Origin of the sequence: Pseudomonas sp. PsB, assembly GCF_043658375.1 — a bacterium.
GTDB lineage: Bacteria > Pseudomonadota > Gammaproteobacteria > Pseudomonadales > Pseudomonadaceae > Aquipseudomonas > Aquipseudomonas putida_Z.
Genome location: NZ_JBIGLU010000013.1, coordinates 1 through 23,609 on the forward strand (window position 1 = coordinate 1; position 23,609 = coordinate 23,609).

Consider the following 23,609-nt stretch of genomic DNA (forward strand, 5'->3'; position numbering starts at 1 on the left):
TCGCTGCCGTTGGCTTCTTAGAACGCCACCGTGGCACTGTGATGCCTCGGCGGGGGCGAGTCCATCGATTACAAGGGGCGTATCCCAGCTTTTCAGAAGATGTGGTGCAGCAGCCAGTACAGGCTGCCGGCCAACAGCATCGCTGCCGGCAAGGTCAGCACCCAGGCCATCAGCAGGTTGACCAGCGTGCGCTTCTGTATCCCCGACCCGTTGGCCACCATGGTCCCGGCCACCCCGGAACTCAGCACGTGGGTGGTCGACACCGGCAATCCGAACATGTCCGCCGCACCAATGGTGCACATTGCCACCACTTCGGCCGAAGCCCCCTGGGCATAGCTGAGATGGGTCTTGCCGATCTTCTCGCCTACCGTCACCACGATGCGCCGCCAGCCGACCATGGTGCCCAGCCCCAGTGCGATGGCCACGGCCACTTTCACCCACAGCGGGATGTAGCGGGTGGCGTCGTCCAGCTGGGTCTTGAACAGCAGCACCTGGCGGCGCGTGCCTGCATCGAACACCACCAGCTGGTTCTTCTCGATCAGGCGGATGGCTTCGCTGGTCAGGTACATGTCGTTGCGCACGTTGGCCATGGCTTCGGCCGGTACCCGCTTGAGCGAGCCATAACCTTTGACCTCTTCGCCGATCATGCCGGTCAGTGCCGCCAGCGCCGGTATCAGTTGCGGGTTGGCCCTGGGCTCGGCAATGAACGTGGTCAGCACCTGGCGTGGGTCGGCCGGTGCCGCTTGTGGGGCGCCGCGCACCAGTGCCTGGCGGGTTACCTCGGCGACCGCGGAAAACTGCATGGCCTGTTCATTGGGCATGGTCTTGTTCAATGCGTAAGCCATCGGCAGGGTGCCAACCAGAATCAGCATGATCAGGCCCATGCCTTTCTGGCCGTCGTTGGAGCCGTGGGCAAAGGACACCCCGGTGCAGGTCAGGATCAGTACGCCGCGAATCCACCACGGTGGTGGTGTCTGGCCTTCCGGCGCCTGGTACAGCGCCTTGCGCTTGACCAGCGCGCGCAGTGCCAGCAGCAACAGGGCAGCACAGGCAAAGCCGATCAGTGGCGAGAACAGCAGGGCATAACCGACCTTGCTGGCCTGGGCCCAGTCCACGCCGCTGGTACCGTCGCGCCCGTGCATCAGCGCATTGGCCACGCCTACGCCGATGATCGAACCGATCAGGGTGTGCGAGGATGAGGCCGGCAGGCCCAGCCACCAGGTGCCGAGGTTCCAGATGATCGCCGCCAGCAGCAGGGCGAAGACCATGGCGAAGCCGGCCGAGGAGCCGACCTGCAGAATCAGCTCTACCGGCAGCAGGGCGATGATGCCGAACGCCACCGCGCCGCTGGAAAGCAACACCCCGAGGAAGTTGCACAGCCCGGACCAGACCACGGCGACGGGGGCAGGCAACGAGTGGGTGTAGATGACGGTGGCCACTGCGTTGGCGGTGTCATGGAAGCCATTGACGAACTCGAAGCCCAGGGCAATCAGCAACGCCAGGCCCAGCAGCAGGAATGGCGTGACCGTGGTGATTACCGTGCCGCTGGCCGTCACATCCTGCTTCAGGCTCCAGGCGGTGTAGGCGATACCGGCCAGCAGCAGGCCGAAGAACAACACCAGGGTGGCTCGCCCGGGCTTGTGGGCAAGTTGCGGGCGGGCATCGCGTTGGGCCAGTTGCGGCAGGCTGGCCAGTGAAGGGGTTGCCATGGTGGCTCCGGTCGGGGGGCAAGGGTGCCGAAGGCCTTGAGCATAGAAACAATTCGTAACCCGGCCGTGACCTCGATCAATGATTTATCTAGGCTCAAGACGGACGGTAGTAGCAGGAGAAACCCATGATTCGCTGCAAGCGTGTCTACGATGCGGTTGAGCAAGACGACGGTCAGCGCGTGCTGGTCGATCGCCTTTGGCCGCGTAACAAGCGCAAGGAAGACCTGCACGGGCAGTGGTTGCGCGAAGTTGCACCCTCGGATGAGTTGCGCAAGGCGTTTCACCAGGGTGAAGTGGATTTCGCCGGCTTCACCCAGCGTTACCAGCAGGAGCTGGCAGCCCACCCCGAGCACTGGTACCCGCTGCTGGACCTGGCCGGAAAGGGCACGCTGACATTGCTTTATGCGGGCAAGGATACCGAGCACAACAATGCCCGGGTGTTGGCTGAATGGCTGGAGGACGAACTGGATCGCCGTGGGCCCGGCAGTTCGCCCGTGTGCTACGCCCAATGAGCGATAATGATTTATCGGGACTGTGCTGACCCCTGTAGGAGCGGCCTTGTGTCGCGAAAGGGCCGCAAAGCGGCCCCAGCAATTTTGCAGGAATGCGAAGACCCTGGGGGCGCTTCGCACCCCTTTCGCGACACAAGGCCGCTCCTACAAACGACAGTGCAAGAGCTGCCAGACCAGAGAACCCATGCCTCTACAACTGACCCCCGCCAACGACTCCCACCGCACCTTCGCCCGCGACCTCACGCGCCGCGCCATGCTGCCGTACTACCGCGAATACGACCTGCTGTGGCTAGAGGAAGCCTTCGACGAAGCCTGGGGCTGGCGCGAGCAGTGGCTGGTGACCGAAGGCGACGCGGTACTCGGCTTCTGCAGCCTCAGCCAGGACCGCCAGGCGCTGTTCATCCGCGAGTTGCACCTGCTACCCGAACACCGTGGGCGTGGGGTCGGCAGCTGGGTGCTGGAGCAGTTGGCACTGTGGGCCCGCCAGCGGCACCTGCCGCTGCTGCGGCTGATGGTGTTTCGCAGCAACCCGGCGCGCGTGCTCTACCAGCGCCACGGCTTCGTCGAAATGGGTGAGGACGAATGCTTTGTGCGCATGCAGCGCACGATCGACTAATAGCTCAATGATGGCTTGTCGCGACTGGTGAGCATCGGCATAGTGAACCCAGGCGTTCACGGCCGCCTGCAGGTGGGTAGGACGTACATGAGTGTGATCAGGGATAAGGAGCCCCCCATGAATGGAATCGGTCCGCGGCTGCGGGAAGAGCGTGAGCGTCTGGGGATGACCCAGCGCGTGTTTGGCGATATCGGCGGGGTCGAACCCAATGCCCAGGGTAAATACGAGAGTGGTGAACGCTCGCCGCGGGTCGATTACCTGGCGGCATTGGCAACCCGGGGCGTGGATGCACTCTATGTGCTCAGCGGTATCCGCACCCCGGCACCGCTCGAGGGGCTGAGCGCCGATGAGTCCGGTTTGCTGGGGGCTTTCCGGCAGTTGTCGTGCGACGATCAGGCGGCACTCTGGCACTTGTTGCGGCGTTTGACCAACAACGACAAATCCCGGCAGACAGTGAGGCCGCTTACGGTTGAACGTCAGGTGTTTCTTACAGAAGGAATGCGTTAGGTCCGCCGTGAAAAATTTTGTTAAGGTGGCGGGATCCAATCGCCCTGCTGACGAGGTGTGTGCTTGATTAGGGTCTTAGTGGTCGACGATCACGATCTGGTACGAACCGGTATTACACGCATGCTGGCCGACATCGATGGCCTGCAGGTGGTGGGTGAGGGCGAGTCGGCGCTCAGGCTGGCCCGTGAACTGAAGCCGGATGTGGTGCTGATGGACGTGAAAATGCCCGGCATCGGCGGCCTGGAGGCCACCCGCAAGCTGCTGCGCAGCCACCCGGACATCAAGGTGGTTGCCGTGACCGTGTGCGAGGAAGACCCGTTCCCCACGCGCCTGCTGCAGGCCGGCGCTGCTGGCTACCTGACCAAGGGCGCCGGCCTTGACGAAATGGTCCAGGCCATCCGCCTGGCCTTCGCCGGCCAGCGCTACATCAGCCCCCAGATTGCCCAGCAGATGGCGCTGAAGCCATTCCAGCCACAGGGCTCGCCGTTCGATGCCTTGTCGGAACGGGAAATCCAGATTGCCCTGATGATCGTCGGCTGCCAGAAAGTGCAGATCATCTCCGACAAGTTGTGCCTCTCGCCCAAGACCGTCAATACTTACCGTTATCGGATCTTTGAAAAACTCTCGGTCACCAGCGACGTCGAACTGACCTTGCTGGCCGTTCGCCACGGTATGGTCGACGCAAGCCTGTAAAACCTCATGTCCCAAGTTTTCGATGCCAGCGCATTCCTGGCTACCTGCAGTGGTCGCCCGGGCGTCTACCGGATGTTCGACGGCGAAGCCCGGCTGCTTTACGTGGGCAAGGCCAAGAACCTCAAGAAGCGCCTGGCCAGCTATTTCCGCAAGACCGGCCTGGCGCCCAAGACCGCCGCGCTGGTGGCCCGCATCGCCCAGGTCGAAACCACCATCACCGCCAACGAAACCGAGGCGCTGCTGCTGGAGCAGAACCTGATCAAGGAGTGGCGGCCGCCGTACAACATCCTGCTGCGCGATGACAAATCCTACCCCTACGTGTTCCTTTCCGACGGCGAGTTCCCGCGGCTGGGCATTCACCGTGGGGCGAAGAAGGCCAAGGGCCGCTACTTTGGCCCGTACCCCAGCGCCGGCGCCATTCGCGAAAGCCTCAGCCTGCTGCAAAAGGCCTTTTCGGTGCGCCAGTGCGAAGACAGCTACTACGCCAACCGCACCCGGCCATGCCTGCAGTACCAGATCAAACGCTGCAAAGGGCCCTGCACGGGCCTGGTGACCGCTGAGGAATATGCCGAGGACGTGCGCCACTCGGTGATGTTCCTCGAAGGGCGTAGCCAGCAACTGGGCAACGAGCTCAATGCCGAGATGGAGAAGGCCGCCATGGCCCTCAATTTCGAGAAGGCCGCCGAATTGCGCGACCAGATCGCCTTGCTGCGGCGCGTTCAGGACCAGCAGTACATCGAAGGCGGCAGCGGCGACGTCGACGTTATCGCCGCCTTCGTCAACCCTGGTGGCGCCTGCGTACACCTGATCAGCGTGCGCGGCGGGCGGGTGCTGGGCAGCAAGAATTTCTTCCCGCAGGTGGGCATCGAGGAGGAGGTGGCCGAAGTGATGGCCGCGTTCCTTTCCCAGTACTACCTGGGCAATGCCGAGCGCGAATTGCCGGGTGAACTGATCGTCAACGTGGTGCACGAAGACTTCGCCGCCATCAGCGAAGCCCTGCAGACCTTGCGCGGTCGCGAGCTGACCATCAGCCACCGGGTACGCGGTACCCGCGCCCGCTGGCAGCAGCTGGCGGTGACCAACGCCGAGCAGGCGCTCAATGCCCGCCTGGCCAACCGCCAGCACATGGCCGCACGTTTCGAGGCCCTGGCCGAGGTGCTGGGCCTGGACGAGGTGCCGCAGCGCCTGGAGTGTTACGACATCAGCCATTCCAGCGGCGAAGCCACCGTGGCCAGCTGCGTGGTGTTCGGCCCCGAAGGCCCGCTCAAGTCCGACTACCGCCGCTTCAACATCGAAGGCGTCACCGCTGGTGACGACTACGCCGCCATGCACCAGGCCCTGACCCGCCGTTACGGTCGCATCAAGGATGGCGAGGGCAAGCTGCCCGACGTGCTGCTGGTGGACGGCGGCAAAGGCCAGCTGAACATGGCCCGTGACGTGATGCAGGAGCTGGGCTTCAGCGACTTGACCCTGCTTGGCGTGGCCAAGGGCGTGACGCGCAAGGCCGGTTTCGAAACCCTGTACCTGAACGACGTGCACCATGAGTTCACCCTCAAGGGCGACTCACCGGCCTTGCACCTGATCCAGCAGATCCGCGACGAGGCCCACCGTTTCGCCATCACCGGCCACCGCGCCCGCCGCGGTAAGGCCCGCCGGGTGTCCAGCCTGGAGGATGTGGCCGGGGTAGGGCCCAAGCGCCGGCGCGACCTGCTGAAACATTTCGGCGGCCTGCAGGAGCTCAACCGCGCCAGTGTCGATGAAATCGCCAAAGCACCCGGCATCAGTAAAAAGCTTGCCGAGTCGATTTATGCCAGCCTGCATAGCGAGTAGAATGCGGGCTCAACTTGCGGCCAGTCGTACCGATGAATATTCCAAACCTGCTCACCGTTCTACGCGTCCTGCTCATCCCGATCTTCATCCTGCTGTTCTATGTGCCCTATCACTGGAGCTACATGGCCGCCAGCAGCGTGTTCGCCGTTGCCGCCGCCACCGACTGGCTGGACGGCTACCTGGCGCGCCGCCTGCAGCAGAGCACGCCGTTCGGTGCCTTCCTCGACCCTGTGGCCGACAAGCTGATGGTGGCGGTGGCCCTGGTGCTGCTGGTGCAGACCCACGCCAACTTCTGGCTGACCCTGCCGGCCGCGGTGATCATCGGCCGCGAGATCGTGGTTTCGGCGCTGCGCGAGTGGATGGCCGAGCTGGGCGCGCGGGCGCATGTGGCGGTGTCCAACCTCGGCAAGTGGAAAACCGCGGCACAGATGCTGGCGCTGGTGATCCTGCTGGGCAACCCGCCAGCGGTGACCTTCTGGGTAATCCTCGGTTACGCGCTGCTGCTGGTGGCGGCGGGGCTGACCCTGTGGTCGATGGTGCACTACCTGCTGGCCGCCTGGCCGCACCTGCGCGAAGGCTCTGAGCAGAAATAAAAGTTTTTTTGAATCAAGGGGTTGACGCTGTTTTAGAAATCGCTAGAATGGCACCCATCACGACGCGGGAATAGCTCAGTTGGTAGAGCACGACCTTGCCAAGGTCGGGGTCGCGAGTTCGAGTCTCGTTTCCCGCTCCAAATATAGATTTACAGGGTTCCATGGGAGTCTGTAAATCATTGAAAAAAGACGCTTCGGCGTCTTTTTTCGTTTCAGTCAGATCCATCAGGATCCGTGGGCATTCGGGCCTTTCCAGGCTTTGTACGAAATCCCAAATAACCCAATCACCGCCCCGAACGCTGAAACTTTGCAGAATTCCCCGGCATCGACGGAAAGGCATTCTGTGATGGCTAAGCGTTACGAATACTCGGACGAGGTGTGGGGTGTGGTCTCCGAGCTCTTCATCAAGCCCTAGCAGCTACCGGCTGAAGGTGGGGGGGCGCCTGCAGCATCCACGAACTAGGGCAAAGCCCTGGTTTGGAGGCGATCGATGCCTGAAAATCGACTTTGCTGCGTCAAGAAGTTGCTTATTGCAGCTCGGGGAAATTTGTTAGAATTTTCCCGGTACAGCAACTTTGGTCATGAGGGCTTGGTTTCAGTGAATATTCTTTCAATTTCCCTTGCGTATTGTCTGGGGTAGGGTATTCGGATCTTTATTATGTATTCTGGTGGTTCGATTTTTCTCTTCGATATCATGTAGTATTCAATAGTGTGGCCGATTGGGAAATTTACCTTGGGGGCGTGATTGATTATATTGTCTCTGCCTCCATTTGGCTCTCTGTAGGTGGCTTGTTTTTTTATAATGTAAGCAATTAAATGTTTTTGGTGGTTTGATATGGTGTGCAGCAAATCTTCGCAAGAAAGCGAGGCATGTTGCATCCATTTTTCCATTAGATTTATAATGGGTTTGTGGACTTTTGAACTTCTATCTATTTTCTCAGGGATGTGCTTGTCTAAGTCGTCAAGGAAGGTTGTGTAGGTGTCGGACTGCATAAGTTCGGGAAGTTTCATTTAAAATCCTTTGTAATTCTTAGATCTTGCAATACCTCAATTAACTCACTCCCTGGGTGTCTGTAGGGATCTTTGGCTGCATGCTTCCAAGCTGTTACTTTTTCAAGGTTGTATGGGGTGTGAATGTGTTTGCCGTCGCGTTGAGGTCAGTGGCGGTGGTTTAGCTCGATCGAAACGTTTCTAGTTCTTTCCTCTTGGGTTTTGAAATGAAACTCTCTGACTCGAATTCTTGGGGCAAGGCCTAGGCGCACTCTGAACATATTTACTGGTGAGTACATGCCCTTGGCGCTGCTTTGAGGTGACAACTGTTGTCGTCATGAGATGCTTTTCCTGAACTCGTTAGGGTCATTTGATATCGGGTTGCTTTTTACTTGCTACGAAATATGCAAAGGCGTTATTCGTGAGGTACTTTCCATTTTGTCCGCTGTAATAACTAGCAGCGTCTGGCCATGCAAGGAAATTATTTTCTGGTTTTTCGGAAATGTTGCCGCTTTTGCGGTCAATTGAAAAAATTTGCATCGCTCCCTTCCTAGCTATCTTAAATACTGTTTTTACAAACAAATCGGTTGCCGGGTCTTTCTTGGGGTCGTATGAAGCAGATAGTCTTCCATTTCGAAGGCAGGTGGGATCGTAGTCTGCTATGTTGGGTCTGATGTACTGGATGAGACCAGGGCCGACCGTCGCCCCGAAGTAGGAGTTTCTATCCTCGTTGGGGAATATATAATTTTTGCTGTATATGTGCTCTGGTAGTATTAGTTTGTTCCATATGGAGTGCTGTGGGCTGTCATTGTGGCACTCATTTAACGTGGGCATTGTTTTGGGTGATCGCTCCTCCCATTTTTCCGTCTCGATAAATGTTATCTCGGGAAGTTGAGATAGCAGTTCTTTGGAGAAGCTAAGTTCATCGGCTTTCGTCATAAATATTAGGAGTGTTGGTGTTTTGTTGGCCATTATTGATTACCTTATTATGATTTGCCCTCTCTAAGTTCAATGGGCTCGTATACATACAGGCTGGGCAGCCCGCTCTGCACTTTCTGCAGCAAGCGCAATCCCTGCCAGTGAAACAGCGTCCGGTATATCGGCTCGGCTTCGCCTGGCTTGTACACCGCTTTGCTGATCCGTCGCCCCAGCTGCCACCGGCCCAGCCTTGCGACACACGCACCCAGCAGGAGCTGAACTCGTTGTTCTGGCTTTCACGGTCTCAGGGAAAGCTGACCTTCACCCGGCCCCACTCATCGCAATAGATTTCTTCTCCCTTCGTGCCGACCACGGTAGCCTCGTGTGCTCCTCCGATGTGACGATGAGGTCCATGGTATTTTTCGTGCACGAACTGCATGGACATCTCATTGGTCGAAAAGTCCGGTTGCGTACACTTATGCAGGTGAAATTATGGTTTACCAGTTTAGCTTTAGTTCTTCGTTTATTGTTTCCCAGAATCTATGATTGCTAAGAGCTTTAAGCAAGGGGAGCGTTAGGGCTTCTGTATTTGATATTTCAACTTCCTCATTGAGGATGTTGACTTTTTTCCAGTTGTTGTGTGTTCCGTACAGGAAATAGTAGTTTCGATAGGGTTCTGTTGATGATATGTCTTGATGGCCAATTATTCTCCAGTCGCCACTTTTGTCAATTTTCTTGTCGAATAAAGCGTAACTATCTAGCAGCAGCGGTCGGCCTGCTAAGGCTGATTGTTCAAGTTCTTGCTGGGTGATTGATGGGCTGTCTTTAGTGATATTTAATATTTCGACTGCGTGCCCGACAATCATTTTTGACAAGATTTTACCGAAATGATAGTTGCTGTTGTCTTTGGTGAGGCAAAATATATTTCCAGGAGAGATTTTTCTCAGCATTGTTCTCTCTTTATCTTCCCACTTCCAGGTTTTTAGTTCTTTCAAGGGTAAGCTCCAATTTTTCTGTTCTTGTTGGCTTAATTGATGCTGGGTGTATGTCAAGTTCATCCGGTGCTGGCCTCTCTGTAATATCTACCGAAATACAATGCCCTGTCATCGGTTCTGCCGAGGTCAAAGGAAAGCCCAGTGGCGCAGATAGCTTATGCGTTCGCTTTGCCCAAGCGGGTCACGTGTCTCGATCAGACGCCCGATACCCTGTCGATCAGTTCGTTTGACCAACTAGCCGGCGACGACCTCTGCTTGCCAGCAGTTCCCAAGTGCATCGACATGCTTGTAAACGTCGTACATATGGATCTCGATAGCGGTGAACTCCAGGCTTCAAATAAACTGTAGGAAAACAGCCTTCTGTTTGAAGTTCGTCGTCATATCGCCCCAGGTATCCTACATGTGTTTGCACAAATGCCTGTAGATAGAATGTTTCGAATTATTAAATTTTGTTATTCATGGTGGCCCCTTCATGTAGAGCTGAGAATGTGAAGAAAACTATTGAATGTGTCAGAAATTGGGAGTTTCTCGCTCTCGCTTGGTAACCATAGGTAAATGCAGCCATTATCGTCGCTGTTTGTTGATAGTAGGAATAGGTTGCCGCAGTCGTCATAGGCAAATGGTATGAGTCCGGCTAGCGAAGGGGTGCTTTTGACTAGTTGTTTGTAGACGTTTTCTATCGTGGATTCACCATATTTTATTGATAAAAAGCTATTTATTAGAAGCTCGGATTCGGTGTGTTGTTTATCATCAATGAATCCGCCGTTATTGGTCAGATAAAAATTCATGAATTCACTTGTTGGGTGTGCATTTATTGATTTTGTGAATTCAAGAAAGTCGCTTGTGGATATGGGTTGTTCACTTTCTATTAATTTTGCGGGCACGGTTTTGCTTCTTTAGAAAATCTGGCTACCCAGTTACTTCCAATCCTTTTTTCGCACAGTCGCCCAAATCGGTCTAGCGGTAGCGCTTGTCCTGATAGACCAGTACGCGGTTATGTTTGAACAGGCCCTTGAGCTTCGGTCCGTCAAGCAGGTTGCCGGTCTTTTCATATTCAATTCTTGTAATCTTTGGTGGAACAAGATATGTCTGTTGGTTTTATGTGATTTAGTAGGGTCCTGGGCTTCTTGATCCAAAGTGAGTTTATTGTTGTTTTCAAGGGCATGGTCCTGTTTTTGTGTATGGACTGGCAGGGTTAGTGGGCGATCTAGCTTTTATTTGGTTGTACGCCTGCTTGAAGTACGCAGCCGCTTATCGGTCACTGAAGTGACTGAAAGAATTGTATTTGTGGCCTCTGTTGTTGGGTGTTGGTTCACCGATTGCCCGTTCGTGTTTAAAAGTTCTCTATGAAGTAGTGCCTTGTCCCCGAACTTGTCCGTGTGTGAGATTGCTAGTTGTGCTTGCTATAGTGATTGGTAGAGCTTTATTCTCGAGTCATCCAGCGGAAAAAAATCTTCTGATAACTCATAGAGGCGCATGACCCAAAAGTTATTCTCATCAGCCATGGCTCTGCTGTCTATCTCGGAATAAAGCTTTTCAAGTGCGGCGATTTGCTTGTCGGCATCTAATATTTCAATGCTAATTATTCTAGTTATTAGGTTTATAAATAGGTTGTGAAAGATTATGAAGAGATTTATTGTGGAGTTACAATATACAGTGTTGGTAAGTCCGTCGCTTTCAAACATGTATCCGATGGATGAGTCCTCTTTGTTGACAAAGAAACATCCGGTGAAGTCGTGCCCAAAGAAAGCAAAGTGCTTATTCAGAGCTGGGATGTGGTATAGCGTATTATAGAACTCTGTTTTGTTGTTTTTGTAGGGTGGCAATAGACAGGCTTTGCTCCGTACGTCGGAAAGTACGACGGAATTATCAATTGCACCATTTTCCATGTTGGTGTATTGGGCTTGAAATTTCACGAAAGGAAGCTCCATGTTTTTCTCCTACGGGCAAGTGGTTTTCTTTATGCTGTTCAAGGCTTGCTGCAATAGGCTTCTGCCAGAGCTGCTGTATTGGAAGCTGTATGTGTTTTTAGCGGAGTAGCGATTCACAAGAGAATTGCAGCCGGTACAGGGTCGTCTTTCAGAGTATATTTCAATAATTTTCACCTCTTTCCTGTTGGCGTATTTTGAGATGAGTCTTTCTTCTGAGTGGAGTGGTCCGTGATTTCTCATTACTTCTACGTACTCCTTGTCGTTAATAGTGTATCTGATGGCTGCATAATTTGTCTTTGCTGCGGTGTGGTTTCCGTCGATAGCTCTTTGGTTGATTACATTTTGACTTAATCCGCTTCCGTATGGAATTTGCTCTACGGCCAGCCCTAGCGGGTCGATATGGGTTAGTGTGTTTGGGGCGTATATATTAAGATTTATGCCGCCAGCCAAACCTATGGGGTCTACCTGCGTAAACCTGCCTATATCCGGATCATAGAATCTAAACGTGTTGTAGTGAAGCCCCGTCTCTCGGTCCAGGTATTGCCCTTGGTATCTCAGATTCTGCTCACGCTCTTGTCGTGGACTGTGCCATTCATCCCGTATGGCGCCCGAACCCTGATAGTCACTGCGCCAGAGTGTATGGCCCTGTTCATCCGTCAACTGCTCGGGCAACTCGGCCAAGTTGGTGTGGAAATACTGTATGTCTTCCTGACCCGGTTTCCCGTCTATGCGTACCAACGGCCCATAGCCGTACAAACTCGCATGGACAAAAAGGCTGGGCAGCCCGCTTTGCACCTCCTGCAGTAACCGCAACCCCTGCCAGTGAAACAGCGTATGGCGTACCGGCTCGGCTTCGCCGTGCCTGTACACCGCCTTGCTGATCCGCCGCCCCAGAGGGTCGTAGCCGAACACAATGCGTTCGGTCTCCCCGTATCGCGCTTGCTCCACGCATACCAACCGCTGCTCGGCGTCATACTCGAAGCGCTGCACTAGATGGCTGCCGATTCGTTTTTCACACATACGCCCAAATCGGTCATAGCGGTAGCGCTTGTCCTGATAGACCAGCACACGGTTGTGCTTGATCAGGCCGTGGAGCTTCGGTCCGTCGAATAGGTTGCCAGCCTTGTCGTACTTGAAATCCTCAACCTGTGTCGCTCGCCAGTTGGGGCGAGACTGGTGAGTACTCTGTAGCTGCTCGTTCGGGTCGTAGCCATAACGGTTGCTACCGGTGTAGCTCTTGCCTGTGTTAGGTGAACGATGAAAATGGCCAATAATCTGCTCAAGATGCGCGATGTCATCAGCTGCAATGTCGCCAAAGCTACTACGTTGGGTCTGGGTCAATACCTCAGCAATCAGGTTGTCTCTGTTGTCATAGCGGTAACTCTTCTCCAGCAACGGCAGCACTTCAACCGAAGCATCGCGATAGTGAATGGCCTTGCTGCTCAGTCGCCCGCTCTGGTCATAGCGGGTACGTGTGATCAGGCTTCCCTGGGTGCGCAATACTTCGTCGTGCACCGCATCGCGCTCGAAGTCACTGATGACCCGGCCGTTCAGGTTGATCTGATGAAGGTGCCCACTGCCGTAGTGCAGGTAGTTCAGTTGTCGCTGGTCAGGCAGTGTCAACGTCTGCAGATTGCCCAGTTCGTCATAGCGGTATTGCAGCAGCCCGGCACTGTTGGTTTCGCTGAGCAACTGCCCGTTCGCGTCATAGGTGTAATCAAGCTGCTGTTGCTCACCCTGGTTGTCCGTGAACGTGATGGACAACAGGTTGTCGGCGGTGTCGTAGCTGTAGTCGGTGATGCCATCCTCGGTGCGTTTGCTCAGCAGGCGGCCAACGGCATCACGTTGGAAATCATGGCGAATCGAAGTGGCCCGTGTCGGCGGGGCGTTGTCGGAGAGGGGTGGCTGTTCGTATGAAGAGGGGACATGGGTTAGGCTGGTGACACCGTCGAGTGTGTCGTACTCGTATATCCGGCCACTTCCATCCAGATCTTGTTGTGCCACCAGGCGGTCAAGTTTGTCCCAGCCAAACGTGTAGGACTCTTCATTCTCGTTGGTGAGTTGCAGCAGGCGACCATAGGCGTCGTAGCGAAACTTCACGCTGTACCCCATGGCATCGGTGCGCTTGACCAGGCGGCCGCTGCGGTCATAGCGAAACTGCAAGATCTTTTGCGCAGGATCGATGTAGCGCGTCAGCTGGCCGGCGGTATCAACTTCGTAGCGGTCGATACGACCATCGGGTCGTTCGCTTTCTATGAGATAGCCGCGAGCGTCATAGCGGAAGTGGGTCTGCTCTCCCCGGGCATTGATGCTTTCGCTCAGGCGGCCATGCAAGTCGTAGTGGTACAGCGTCTGGTTGTTGCTGCAGTCGCGATAGCTGAGCAACTGGCCACGGGTGTTCCAACCCAGGTGCTTGGTCTTTTCGAGGGCATCGGTGACGCGGGTAACACGACCTTCCGGGTTGTATTGATACTGCGTGCTCCGGCCCAGTGGGTCCTGCTCCCACAGCAAATTGCCATGAGCATCGTAGCCGTAGCGCCGGGTACGTCCTGCTCCGTCTGTGACCTGAACGGGCAAGGCCCAGTGGCGCAGATAGCTTATGCGTTCGCTTCGCCCAAGCGGGTCACGTGTCTCGATCAGACGCCCGATATCGTCATAGCTGTATCCCCACTCGCCGCCCTGCGGATCAGTTCGTTTGACCAACTGGCCGGCGACGATCTCTGCTTGCCAGCAGTTCCCAAGTGCATCGACATGCTTGTAAACGTCGTACAGCGGGCCCCAGAAATAGTGGTCTATACGTCCCAGTCCGTCTGTTACGAGGGTTTCGCCTTCTTCGAGGTTATACTCGAACTTGTACTCCTCCCCATCGCTACCCCAGTGGCGAACCACCCGCCATTCGTGGTCAGGTTGCGGCTCAAGCAAAGGCGGCAGGCGATAGGGTGTTCCGTCCGCCCGTCTTGGTGTAGGACGTTTTTCAGGAATGGTGTAGCGTGCCCATGCGTACTCGCGGACGGCGCCGCTGGCCAGTTGGTGACGCTTCAGATAGCCCTCTTCGGTATAACCGAAGTTACGCACCACCTGGCCCGTTGCATCCAGAACCTCTTGCAACTGCCCACTGTCGGTATAGCCGTAGCTGACCAGCAGCTCGTTCCGCTCGATAGCGGGCTCACCGTTATTTGACAGGAAGAGCCGCGACACCTTGCATACGCGCCTTGTATGCGCAGCATCATAGTGAAGCTGGACAACCGTCTGGCCGTACTTGTCATAGAGTGCTTGAAGGCGACCTTGTTTGTCGTAAAGCACATCTATGTAATTGAGATTGCGGTCGCTCAGCCTGATGAGTCTTGAACGACTGGGCTCGTGCGGGTCGACATCAAAAACCTTGTAGCGCCCCTCATGAATGTCCTCGACAACCGTTTGGCCATCCTCCAACTGGAAGAAAGCCAAGCCGTCCACAACACTGACAAAGGCATCGCCGGCGCGCAGGCGCCCGAGTTCCAGGCGATTGCCTTCTTCATCGACGTAAATCCACAACTCGCCGCCTTCAGGATGCGGGACGCGGACCAGTTCAACTTCATAAGGAACACTCCAGCCCTTTCCGAACAGGCCGCCGGTGCGTAAGTCTCTACTGTCGTAACTACGAGCCCATTGGATTCCCAGCAAGCCAGGTAAGTTGAAATCAACATCCTCTGGACCGTCCTGGAACTTGCTACCCGTGGCGACCGCAACGGGGTTGCCCAATTTACAACCTTTGATGCGCCCAAAACGTCGTGAAATGAGTATGCCCGCAATAATCCCGGTAAACATCGCAACCTTGCTCTTGCCATTGCGAATATCCCGAACCGTCGCCGTCCCGCCGCCAATGCGTACATTCGGCGATACCTTCTCATTCACATCGATCGTGGCGTCGCAGGTGGTCTTGTCACCCGATCGCGCTGCAGGCTGGCCGTTGATGAAGACCTTGTCCGACCCTTGCGCAATATGGTTTTCGGGCAAAGGCGGGTGGCGGCTGCATGAAATCTTGTCCTGCTCTTTGGATTCCGCGCCAGGGTCCTTTGGTGTAGTGACGGGCGGGTTGAAGATGTCGCGTATCGCCATGCCCAGCCCCACCACCGGGAACAGGTAGGGCACCGCCGCCATGGCCATGGAACCCACGTTCTCCAGAATCGAAGGCTCTGCTTGCTCTGCATCGGCCGCTCCCTCTCCTGGCGGCCCTGTGATACCGGCCGCGCGAGCGGCGGGCTTGCTGTTGACGAACACGTTGTGTGACCCGCTTTCGATCTTTCCATAGGGGTCGGGTGCATCCACGCTGTTGCCAAGGCTGTCGCAAAAGCGGGAGATGGCATCGCCGACAGTCTGGTCTTCACCGACCGAAAGGGTGCTCATCGCACCGACCGCCACCCCCGCAACGGCGGCGATGGCGATCCCAGCTGCGCCCCCCGTCGCGACAGTACCGACAACGGCCAGGCTGATAGCGGCAGCCACGGCGGCGGTGGCTGCGGCATAAATGACGGCCTCTGCAACTGCACTGACCATTTCGGCGATCAGGGACGGATGCAGTATTTCATCGCCCATGCGGGCGGCGTGAACGATCTGCGCCATGGCTTGCAAGCTCCAAAAGTTCTGAATGAGGTTGACCTGGGTGGTGAAGGGGTCAGGTGAACCGGAGCTGTTGTTTGATTGCGCGCCAGTGCTCGATGTCGTCGCTGCTCAAAGGGCTTGGCTTGCTGTAGTTGATCACCAGCAGCCGGTGCTGACCTGGGATCATGCAGGCGGCCTGGAGCTGGAAATTGGGCTTGTCCCCTACCTTGAATTCAATGGCCATTTCGCGGGCTTCGACGGAGTGTTCACCGCCCCCCAAACGCGCGATCTTCGTGGGTGTGATGGTCATTGCCCCGGACTTTTTTCGCAGCATCCGCAGTTGGTCATCGATAGCTTGGTCCAGGGTCTTGTCATTGGCGACAGGGCTGCGCGCCATTACCAACGTGGTGTCCCGGGCACGAAAGCGCAGCATGTTGAGCGTGAGGTCTTCAGGTGCTTCCTCGCCTAGATTGAGGATCAGGTCGTGAGTCAGGTATTCCGTCATTGTGGGAGTCCTTTCAGGAGTTTTTTTTGTACGGGCAAGTGCAAGCAGCTACTTGAAATGCCCATCCACATCGGCTTTCAGTGCACTGCTATCGCGTCCATCCGCTGCGGCACCTGCCGCTCCGCCCTCAGGGTTGAGGTCGAGCTTCGCTGCGGGCGTGTTGATCTGTCCGGTCTGTTGCCCGGTGAGGTTGAAGGTCTCGCAGGTGATATTGAGCGTGCCGTTGGCCTGCATCTCGATCAGTGTCTTGCCGCACTTGAGGCGCAGGGTGTTGCCTGCTTCGATCTCGTAGTCGCCGGCGATGAGGTCGTTTTTGCCGCCGCCGACTTTCAGGGTGTCGTTGGCTTTCACCACGCGCAGGCGATTGCGGCCGATGGCAACGGACTCGTCCTGGCCAATGCTCTGGGTGCGATCAACACCGACGGTGAGAGACTGGTTGTTGTTGACTTGGGTGTTCTGGTCCTTCTGGGCATGGATGAACACCTCTTCCTTGCCCAGTTCGTCCTCAAAGCGCAATTCATTGAAACCATCCCCCTTGTGGGTCTGGCTCTTGATGGTCATGCGGGTCTTGTGGTCGGGCAGGTCGTAGGGCGGGAGCTGATCGCCGCAATAGGTGCGCCCGGTAATCATCGGCTGGTCGGGGTCACCGTTGACGTACTGGATGATCACGTCCTGGCCGATGCGCGGGATCGCCATCGCGCCCCAGCTGCCACCGGCCCAGCCTTGCGACACGCGCACCCAGCAGGAGCTGAACTCGTTGTTCTGGCTTTCACGGTCCCAGGGAAAGCTGACCTTCACCCGGCCCCACTCATCGCAATAGATTTCCTCTCCCTTCGGGCCGACCACAGTAGCCATGTGCGGGCCATCAACGCGTGGTTTTGATAGTGGGGCAGGGCGCCATTCGGTCCGGCCGGGGACCAGCACGGCGGTCTGCTGGTAGTGCGTGCTTACATCTGCGCCGGCGGCTTCTTCCTGCAGGCTGGTGAATTGTTTGCCTTTGTGGGTAACCGTGTTCACTCGCCAATGCGCGTTGAGGTCGTCACGTGAGTGACCTGTCAGGGTGAAGCTCAGGCCCGGTTGCAGGCGAACATCGTCACCCTCAACCTCGGCAATACGCACATCGTGGCGCAACGCAGTGATGCGGTTTTCGGTGAACGGCTTGCCTACCGCATCGCGTTTGTAACGGCCTGGGTAATCGAAGAATTCGTACTCTTTGGACTGATGCTCCAGGAAGGGCCCGGCAGCTCTGTGTTCCTGGCGGTAGGCCGGGTTGGTAAAGGTGTAGTCGCGCTGTACCTGGCGAGCGGTGCGCACCTGTTCGCTGTAGCGCAAGCGGCGAAGGCACGGCATGGCTTGATCGCCACCGCCGGTGGCTTGGTACAGCACGCTGTCAGGGTCTACAGGCTCGTCGGCATCAAAGAAACCCTCGTCGTCATCCTCGGCCTTGATGGTCCCATGGCTGACCAACCCGAATGATTGCAGCCGATCGGTAATGATCAGCTTGTGCAGCTTTTCACTGTGCGCAAAGCGGTAGACGAAGCCTTCTTCAGCAGCCAGGCGGGTGATGAACGCCAGGTCCGTCTCACCGGCCTGAACGCAGAACTCGCGGACCTGATGGTCCATGCTGGCGCGCAGTTCGTACTGGTTGATGCCCTGGCGCTGGAGCATCAGCTCAAGAATTTGCGGAACGGTCTTCTGCTGGAAGATGCGCCAGTTCGAGCGCAGGTCGGCCCGGGCCAGCTGGGGCTCGACCAGCGCGTGATAGTAGGTGCGGTAGAAGCCACTTTCAGCCTGGCTGAACCGGCTGACCAGGCCGTGCACGTAGCGCACCGGGCGTTCGCCGTCCCAGATGGTAAAAAGTACGGGCTTGTCGAGCAGGTGGCCGAAGTCGATATCGTTTTCGAAGCTGATGAGTTTCAGCTCCAGCTCGAAGGGCATGCTGATCCCCTCTCGGAGTTCGAACGACACCACTTCGAATTCAGCTTTTCCAACTAAGGGCTGGAAGCTGAAACGCAAATCAGATTGGCTAGGCATAAGCAATCCTTGTCCGCCGTCTGAGGTGACACCATAAAGCACGTGCACTCAGGGTGGCGTGGCCATCGGGAACGATGGGCTTGTCAACGAAGCAAACGCCTCGCTAATTCGTTGAAATCCGTGGCGACATGCGCCGATCTGCTACTGCTGCAAGATGCCGTTCAGCGACTCCAGCACCTCGGTGGTAATGAGGTGCAGTCGGTAGCTGTAGATGCCGTAGGCCACCGCCATGGCGAGGGCGGAGATAACCAGCGGACTCCACCACGGCCATTGCCGGTTCATGCGGAAGTTGCGCGGGGCGACGTTGGTGTAGGGATCGCAAACGGTCTCCGGTGTCGGGCCGCGCAGTTCTCGGATAATCCCGTGGAGTTGATGTATCAGTGCGTTGAGGGATTCTTCGCCCTTCGGGGCGATGGCGTACTTGCCTTTCAAACCAAGGCACAGCGCGAAGTACATGAACTCCAGCACGTCCTGATAACGTTTGGGTTCCTGCATGAGGCGCGACAGTATGGTGAAGACTTTCTCTCCACCCCAGGTTTCGTCGTGGAAAATGCTGAGCAGGGGTTCCTGGCTCCAGCAGCTGGTTTTACCCCAAGGCCTGTCCATGACAGCTTCATCGATGAAAAGGCAAAGACCGTATGAGTACGCCAGCAACTGAGCGGGCTCGTAGCCGTGCTGGCGCATCTCTTCCCGCACGTTTTCGATCTGGTTACGCACTTGCTGATGCACGTCCTTGATGTTGGGCAAGGCATCTAGGGTACGTAGGCGTATTACCAGGCCGAATAGAGGGGCGGCGGCATCCAGCATCAGGTTGTCGTAGCCGCCACGCAGTTGAAAGTCTGGGTCTGACGTATATCCCGGAGATTCGTCCTTTGCAGTGCTGGCTTCCTCACTCTCACTCTGTTTGGGCTCCTTATGGGCGCGAACTTGTGCTTCTTCTGCCTTCTTCTTGGCTCGTTGAATCGACGCCACCACGCTCTCTGTGACATCTTCTTCACTGCTGTTATATTTTGTCATGATGTTCGCTCCTGATGGCCCAGGGCGGGATAAAGAACCTGGGGATGCCTCGGCCATTTGAATGCCGAAGCGATTAAACGCAGGTCTGTGCGGCCTGAGCTGGGTTGGTGAACTGATTTTCAAGGTAACTATTCTTTTAATCGAGAGGTCAAGCAGGGCTTGATGTGATCGAAGTCCATGAGGTTGTCCGTTGATCCTGCTCGGGAGTGCCAAGGCTCGCCATTTATAAGTTCAAGGCGAGGCTCTGGTATGTGTTTTCTGTAACTTATAGGTTGTCTGGGTGTTCTATTAGTTCCCATTGATCCTTTTGAAGTCGCAATATGAATCTGTCTGCTGTTATCCAAAGAGTGCTTTGGGTTGAGCTTAAATTTTCTATGCTATATTGGTGAGGGATTGGTAGCGTAGAGGGTATGGCTTTTTCAAATTTCTTGTTTTTTAGCGTGAGTAAGCCTGTGGTTGTACCAATGTAGATTTGTTCATTAAATTGCTTGATGTACCAAAAATTTGTATCTGTCTTTTCTGTGGATATTCGTTTGAAGCCCAGTTTGTAATTGCCTCTTACAATTGTTCCGTTGTGGCCGCAAATCAGGATATCATCAGCTGAAATGCAATGAATATTGTGCAGATGTTGTTTAGTGCCGCTTTTGCAACTTGTCCATGAGGCCCCGTTCCAGTGATAAATTGTGCCGTTGGTTCCGCAGGTGTAGACATCTTCTTTGGATAGACCGTCAATGCATTGCAAGGTTGTAATTGATCTAGCTTGTCGAGCAAGCTCTTGAATTTTATTTGAAGTGTCTGAGCTAGCTAGTTCAAGTGTCTTTGCTAAGGTTGATGTTGTTTCTTTTGCTATCTGATAACCGGTTTCTGTGCAGCGGTTTTGGTCTAGTTGGTATATTTGGCCTTCTTCGCCACAAACAAAAAAAATATTGTCAATCACGGTGAGTGAAGTAAGTTTCGCTTCGCTTCTTTTCGGGATTACTAAAATTTCAATGCCGTCGGAGTTGTATATTTCAATTTCACCATCTGCTGTGAGAGAGCATCCTGCTCTTACGGTTTCAGCGTGCGGAGGTCTTAGGGCAGTCGAAATTACTGTTTTGTGGTTAATGTCGTGATAAAACCACTTTTCAGGCAGGCCGAGGTTTAGAACGAACACTCTTGTGTGATCTATGTTCTCAAGTTTGTCCGCAAAGGACGCGACATATAACATGTCGTCGTTTATCGCGCATGCGCTCCCAAATGTTATTTTGCTGCTGGTGTTCAATTTGCTTTCCTCTTGTTGGCAAGTTATAAGCCGCCTGAGCCTTTTTGAGTGTTGGACCCGAGCTTTGTAATGTCGCCAGGGTTTAGAAGATTTGTTTTATTATAAGCGCGGTAGCGATCGCTGGATCTCAATCCCATGCTGGCGTGGTATGCGTGTAGTTCTGCAAGCATCCTTGTAGGGTTGCACCCGGTTATAGCTGAAGCTGCCATTACGCCAATGAGTTCTAGCTCACCTAATGTGGCTGTTCCCTGAGGTGTGCCTCTTCTACCTAACTCCCTCTCAGCAGGGTCATAAATAGCGTGGATCAGACCATGTTCGTTTGCTTTGCTACCTTTCTTGGTTGGGGTTCCCCCGTCGACACAGATAGTGTAGCCGTTTGCATGTGAGAGCCCGCCAGGTAGTCGTGGTCCTGGGGTTTTATTTTTGTTGGGGAGCCTAAAAGCACGATCTGCTACTATATGGTGCCCTGTTTTTCCAGATGGGCAATTATTTCCATTGCCGTATCTGCGAAGTCGGCAATTTCTTTTCTCGCCTTTAGACTTTCCCCCGTTGTTCTTCGGCTTGTTCGGCTTTCTCTCTGTCGGTGGGGAGGGTTTTGGAGGAGTGGCATGGCTGTTTTTTAGAGATTTGTTCACTTTGCCTGCAGCCTTGCCCACAAGTACACCGCCTTTAGCTGCATCGCCGAAAACCGGGATCGCGGCAAAAGCAGCAAGGCCCGCGTTCTCAATGTCCCCTTCCAAGACATAAATGAACGCGCTGATTCCGTCAGGAATAGCACCCAAGCCTGGTACGAACCCGAGTCCGTCTAGTGTGCCATGCACCCACGGGCTGGCTTTTTTCCACAAACTTTCCTTTTCTGTTTCAGCCTCCGGTGGGGGGTTGGAAGATGAAGCTGGTATTTTCGCTTTCGTAGTTTCGCCGACGACACGGCCTATCGTGTTACCGTTGGCGGTTGTCCCGTCTATGTCTTTATTTTTGTAGTCCTTGGGTGGTGGGTAGTTAGGTAGTCCATATTCAGGGACGCTATCTTTGAATGTTAAATACTCCTCATAGGTAAGGGCGTCATGGTAAAGTCGAGTTTGCCCTTGCCACATTTGTACGACGACAAGATCACCCTGTTGGTAAGTGGCGATGCTCTTAGTGGCGCTGATGGGCCTCTGAAATTTACTTATTTCGATGTTGAGTGGCTCGTCCATAAATCACGACCCATTCATCCAGAAAAGATCGTTATGGCGTATTACCAGCTTTCCTTCGGCCCGGACGGTGCTGCTTCTCTCGTGCGGGTAACATTTCCCTCCAACCGTATTGCTTTTAATGCCTTTGGCCGCACCCGCTTGGTCACCGTCTGTCTTGGGTATCAAACTCTTGTCATAGACAACTATGGGGTGTCCATTAACGCGCACTGACTTCGCGACGCCTGTTGCAGCTTTCAGCTCTGCAGAGACTGGGTAGGGTACGGGTGGCGCGGCTCCCCCCATGGGTGTTTTACAGACATCTGGGGCAATGCTGACGACTATCCATTTGTCTTGTTTACGTGCAAGAACGTTCTCCGCCATTTCAGAGCACCTCGTGGATCAGGTGATCTGTTGAGGCGCGCTTGATGAGCGGAGCACGTGGGTTAACTTCGAATCGGGCCTCCAACACACGAATGGGATCTGCTGAGGGAAGGCTCACCCGATGAGTCATCGACAACGTCATTGTGTCGGTGTCGATCGAGAGGGTGTCGGTCAGCAACGGTAGAGGGACCATCGCACCACTGTGTAGCCGAGCGAGCAGGAATGGGCGGTGCCCTGGTAGCTCTATGCATGACTGGCCGTTGTGGTTCCAATCGGGCGGGGTGAGGTTGAACAACTCAATGCAAGTATCTGGTCGAAAAAAGGTGGTCTGCTGGTCCGCAGGTGCGCCGTTCCAATAGCTGAAATCAAAGTCGTCGGGCAGACCTGGCCAGCGTCTGTCTTGCCAGTCACTGTCGTACGTGCCGGCCAAAGCCAGGCGGGGTGCCCACGCTCGTCCTACAACCCCGAACCCGACAGGCTGGTGGTCCAGGGCGCTCGAAATTTCAGCCATTTCAACGGCACTGATATCCCCGTCTGGCTGGGAGATTTTCAGCAGCCTTTCGATAGGCCTATCAGTCGGCTCAATCTGCGGGGCGGGTAGTTCCTCAAGGAGCAGCTCAAGTGAGCTGGCCACTTCAAAATGGCGACGCTCAATCCAGCCTCGCCCCAGAGGGTTGCTATAACAGACCTGATTAAGTAGGTAGGGCTCAGGCGTGTGCTCGGGGTAGTGCGGATTCCCAAAGACACTCGATCCGCCAAATGCGTATTCCCATTGTAATGGTACATGCTTGGCCAATTCGGCTTCAGTTAGATGCCAGCCACCCAAGAAGCCTTGCCTAAATACTCGCGGCCCTGTGAAACGTAGTCGTTTATCTAAAAGAATATTGCGAGTGGGTGCGTTCGCGCGGCGTAGGTTTGCTTCGGCTTGCGCATCACGCCAGGCATAGAGTTGCTGTTGCGTAAGTGGTTCGCCTGTCTTCCATGGCTTAGGCTGCTCGACCGTGATCTTCAACGGCGCTGCTGGTTCGCTCAGGCGAATGCCAGCTACCCAGTCGCGAGTGGGAGTGCCATTGGGGGCGTGGGCGTGCCCGTTGATGATGACATCACAGCGAGGTTTGAAGGGTGCTAAGTCGCTTTCCTCTTTTACGCTGCTGCGCCCTTCCTCACCGAAGTACTGATCAGCCAAGCAGAGTGCTACGGGCTCATCATCTATTACTTGGGCGCTTAGGTGCCCAGGTCTTTCGGCGATTGCCTCTAGCCGATAGCCTACCTTCATCACGATCACTGGATGCTCGACATCCTGTTTATCGAGCGCGCTGAAGCACATGACGTCAAATGGCGTCAGGTTGCGAAATTCCATG

Annotated in this window: 20 protein-coding genes, 1 tRNA gene and 1 pseudogene; 7 read left to right on the top strand and 15 right to left on the bottom strand. The window is 55.3% G+C overall.

Annotation, left to right across the window (positions count from 1 at the left end; all coding sequences use genetic code 11):
• Window positions 1-92: 92 nt before the first annotated feature.
• Window positions 93-1,709 (bottom strand): inorganic phosphate transporter, encoded by a 1,617-nt coding sequence (locus ACGLHT_RS16695; RefSeq protein WP_137164429.1) that lies wholly within the window; start codon window positions 1,707-1,709, stop codon window positions 93-95.
• A gap of 125 nt (window positions 1,710-1,834) precedes the next feature.
• On the opposite strand from ACGLHT_RS16695, the gene ACGLHT_RS16700 reads away from it, so the two are divergent.
• From ACGLHT_RS16700 to ACGLHT_RS16730, 7 genes are all read left to right on the top strand, one after another.
• Complete coding sequence (locus tag ACGLHT_RS16700; protein WP_015271039.1) at window positions 1,835-2,221, top strand: DUF488 domain-containing protein; 387 nt, start codon at window positions 1,835-1,837, stop codon at window positions 2,219-2,221.
• Between the two features lie 184 nt (window positions 2,222-2,405).
• Window positions 2,406-2,837, top strand: a complete 432-nt coding sequence (locus ACGLHT_RS16705; protein WP_025339910.1) for a GNAT family N-acetyltransferase — start codon at window positions 2,406-2,408, stop codon at window positions 2,835-2,837.
• A gap of 117 nt (window positions 2,838-2,954) precedes the next feature.
• Window positions 2,955-3,344: a helix-turn-helix domain-containing protein gene (locus ACGLHT_RS16710; RefSeq protein ID WP_025339909.1), complete on the top strand. Its 390-nt coding sequence runs from the start codon at window positions 2,955-2,957 to the stop codon at window positions 3,342-3,344.
• Window positions 3,345-3,407: 63 nt separating this feature from the next.
• A complete protein-coding gene (uvrY, locus tag ACGLHT_RS16715; protein WP_274121176.1) occupies window positions 3,408-4,037 on the top strand; it encodes a UvrY/SirA/GacA family response regulator transcription factor in 630 nt (209 codons plus the stop codon).
• Between the two features lie 6 nt (window positions 4,038-4,043).
• Complete coding sequence (gene uvrC / locus ACGLHT_RS16720; protein WP_013973365.1) at window positions 4,044-5,867, top strand: excinuclease ABC subunit UvrC; 1,824 nt, start codon at window positions 4,044-4,046, stop codon at window positions 5,865-5,867.
• 32 nt (window positions 5,868-5,899) lie between these two features.
• On the top strand, window positions 5,900-6,460 hold the full coding sequence (pgsA, locus tag ACGLHT_RS16725; RefSeq protein ID WP_025339908.1) for a CDP-diacylglycerol--glycerol-3-phosphate 3-phosphatidyltransferase: 561 nt from the start codon (window positions 5,900-5,902) through the stop codon (window positions 6,458-6,460).
• A 64-nt stretch (window positions 6,461-6,524) separates the two neighbouring features.
• Window positions 6,525-6,600: transfer RNA gene (locus ACGLHT_RS16730), tRNA-Gly, on the top strand.
• Window positions 6,601-7,039: 439 nt separating this feature from the next.
• On the opposite strand, the gene ACGLHT_RS16735 is transcribed toward ACGLHT_RS16730, so the two are convergent.
• The 14 genes and pseudogenes from ACGLHT_RS16735 to ACGLHT_RS16800 all read right to left on the bottom strand — a co-directional run bounded on the left by ACGLHT_RS16735 (window position 7,040) and on the right by ACGLHT_RS16800 (window position 23,608).
• Window positions 7,040-7,471, bottom strand: a complete 432-nt coding sequence (locus ACGLHT_RS16735) for a hypothetical protein (RefSeq protein ID WP_274121177.1) — start codon at window positions 7,469-7,471, stop codon at window positions 7,040-7,042.
• A gap of 345 nt (window positions 7,472-7,816) precedes the next feature.
• A complete protein-coding gene (locus ACGLHT_RS16740; RefSeq protein ID WP_274121178.1) occupies window positions 7,817-8,422 on the bottom strand; it encodes a hypothetical protein in 606 nt (201 codons plus the stop codon).
• A gap of 154 nt (window positions 8,423-8,576) precedes the next feature.
• Window positions 8,577-8,765, bottom strand: a pseudogene (locus ACGLHT_RS16745) (hypothetical protein); the annotation flags it as partial.
• 100 nt (window positions 8,766-8,865) lie between these two features.
• The gene (locus ACGLHT_RS16750; RefSeq protein WP_274078695.1) at window positions 8,866-9,363 is read right to left on the bottom strand and encodes an Imm26 family immunity protein; all 498 of its coding nucleotides are present in this window, start codon (window positions 9,361-9,363) and stop codon (window positions 8,866-8,868) included.
• 470 nt (window positions 9,364-9,833) lie between these two features.
• Window positions 9,834-10,247 (bottom strand): SMI1/KNR4 family protein, encoded by a 414-nt coding sequence (locus ACGLHT_RS16755; RefSeq protein ID WP_274078696.1) that lies wholly within the window; start codon window positions 10,245-10,247, stop codon window positions 9,834-9,836.
• Window positions 10,248-10,766: 519 nt separating this feature from the next.
• A complete protein-coding gene (locus tag ACGLHT_RS16760; RefSeq protein ID WP_274078697.1) occupies window positions 10,767-11,294 on the bottom strand; it encodes a hypothetical protein in 528 nt (175 codons plus the stop codon).
• 9 nt (window positions 11,295-11,303) lie between these two features.
• Window positions 11,304-15,896, bottom strand: coding sequence for an RHS repeat-associated core domain-containing protein (locus tag ACGLHT_RS16765; RefSeq protein WP_274121179.1), 4,593 nt, complete (start codon window positions 15,894-15,896; stop codon window positions 11,304-11,306).
• Between the two features lie 52 nt (window positions 15,897-15,948).
• Window positions 15,949-16,380 (bottom strand): DcrB-related protein, encoded by a 432-nt coding sequence (locus ACGLHT_RS16770; RefSeq protein ID WP_025339904.1) that lies wholly within the window; start codon window positions 16,378-16,380, stop codon window positions 15,949-15,951.
• A 48-nt stretch (window positions 16,381-16,428) separates the two neighbouring features.
• A complete protein-coding gene (locus ACGLHT_RS16775) occupies window positions 16,429-18,414 on the bottom strand; it encodes a type VI secretion system Vgr family protein (protein WP_394519810.1) in 1,986 nt (661 codons plus the stop codon).
• Window positions 18,415-18,555: 141 nt separating this feature from the next.
• Window positions 18,556-19,431: a type IVB secretion system protein IcmH/DotU gene (gene icmH / locus ACGLHT_RS16780; protein WP_394519812.1), complete on the bottom strand. Its 876-nt coding sequence runs from the start codon at window positions 19,429-19,431 to the stop codon at window positions 18,556-18,558.
• Between the two features lie 265 nt (window positions 19,432-19,696).
• Entirely contained in the window at window positions 19,697-20,692 is a 996-nt protein-coding gene (locus ACGLHT_RS16785; protein ID WP_274121224.1) for a hypothetical protein, read from the bottom strand.
• A 23-nt stretch (window positions 20,693-20,715) separates the two neighbouring features.
• Complete coding sequence (locus ACGLHT_RS16790) at window positions 20,716-21,888, bottom strand: hypothetical protein (protein ID WP_274121225.1); 1,173 nt, start codon at window positions 21,886-21,888, stop codon at window positions 20,716-20,718.
• Between the two features lie 3 nt (window positions 21,889-21,891).
• Window positions 21,892-22,248, bottom strand: coding sequence for a DUF4150 domain-containing protein (locus tag ACGLHT_RS16795; RefSeq protein WP_274121226.1), 357 nt, complete (start codon window positions 22,246-22,248; stop codon window positions 21,892-21,894).
• 1 nt (window position 22,249) lies between these two features.
• The gene (locus ACGLHT_RS16800) at window positions 22,250-23,608 is read right to left on the bottom strand and encodes a DUF2169 domain-containing protein (RefSeq protein WP_274121227.1); all 1,359 of its coding nucleotides are present in this window, start codon (window positions 23,606-23,608) and stop codon (window positions 22,250-22,252) included.
• Window position 23,609: the final 1 nt, after the last annotated feature.

What these genes read in the sequence shown, in the direction of transcription:
- ACGLHT_RS16700 (WP_015271039.1), top strand. Translation starts at nt 1,835, where the DNA reads ATGATTCGCTGCAAGCGTGTCTACGATGCGGTTGAGCAAGACGACGGT.
- ACGLHT_RS16770 (WP_025339904.1), bottom strand. Translation starts at nt 16,380, where the DNA reads ATGACGGAATACCTGACTCACGACCTGATCCTCAATCTAGGCGAGGAA.
- ACGLHT_RS16765 (WP_274121179.1), bottom strand. Translation starts at nt 15,896, where the DNA reads ATGGCGCAGATCGTTCACGCCGCCCGCATGGGCGATGAAATACTGCAT.
- pgsA (WP_025339908.1), top strand. Translation starts at nt 5,900, where the DNA reads ATGAATATTCCAAACCTGCTCACCGTTCTACGCGTCCTGCTCATCCCG.
- ACGLHT_RS16795 (WP_274121226.1), bottom strand. Translation starts at nt 22,248, where the DNA reads ATGGCGGAGAACGTTCTTGCACGTAAACAAGACAAATGGATAGTCGTC.
- ACGLHT_RS16775 (WP_394519810.1), bottom strand. Translation starts at nt 18,414, where the DNA reads ATGCCTAGCCAATCTGATTTGCGTTTCAGCTTCCAGCCCTTAGTTGGA.
- icmH (WP_394519812.1), bottom strand. Translation starts at nt 19,431, where the DNA reads ATGACAAAATATAACAGCAGTGAAGAAGATGTCACAGAGAGCGTGGTG.
- ACGLHT_RS16740 (WP_274121178.1), bottom strand. Translation starts at nt 8,422, where the DNA reads ATGGCCAACAAAACACCAACACTCCTAATATTTATGACGAAAGCCGAT.
- uvrC (WP_013973365.1), top strand. Translation starts at nt 4,044, where the DNA reads ATGTCCCAAGTTTTCGATGCCAGCGCATTCCTGGCTACCTGCAGTGGT.
- ACGLHT_RS16790 (WP_274121225.1), bottom strand. Translation starts at nt 21,888, where the DNA reads ATGGACGAGCCACTCAACATCGAAATAAGTAAATTTCAGAGGCCCATC.
- ACGLHT_RS16800 (WP_274121227.1), bottom strand. Translation starts at nt 23,608, where the DNA reads ATGGAATTTCGCAACCTGACGCCATTTGACGTCATGTGCTTCAGCGCG.
- ACGLHT_RS16760 (WP_274078697.1), bottom strand. Translation starts at nt 11,294, where the DNA reads ATGGAGCTTCCTTTCGTGAAATTTCAAGCCCAATACACCAACATGGAA.
- ACGLHT_RS16695 (WP_137164429.1), bottom strand. Translation starts at nt 1,709, where the DNA reads ATGGCAACCCCTTCACTGGCCAGCCTGCCGCAACTGGCCCAACGCGAT.
- ACGLHT_RS16710 (WP_025339909.1), top strand. Translation starts at nt 2,955, where the DNA reads ATGAATGGAATCGGTCCGCGGCTGCGGGAAGAGCGTGAGCGTCTGGGG.
- ACGLHT_RS16735 (WP_274121177.1), bottom strand. Translation starts at nt 7,471, where the DNA reads ATGAAACTTCCCGAACTTATGCAGTCCGACACCTACACAACCTTCCTT.
- ACGLHT_RS16705 (WP_025339910.1), top strand. Translation starts at nt 2,406, where the DNA reads ATGCCTCTACAACTGACCCCCGCCAACGACTCCCACCGCACCTTCGCC.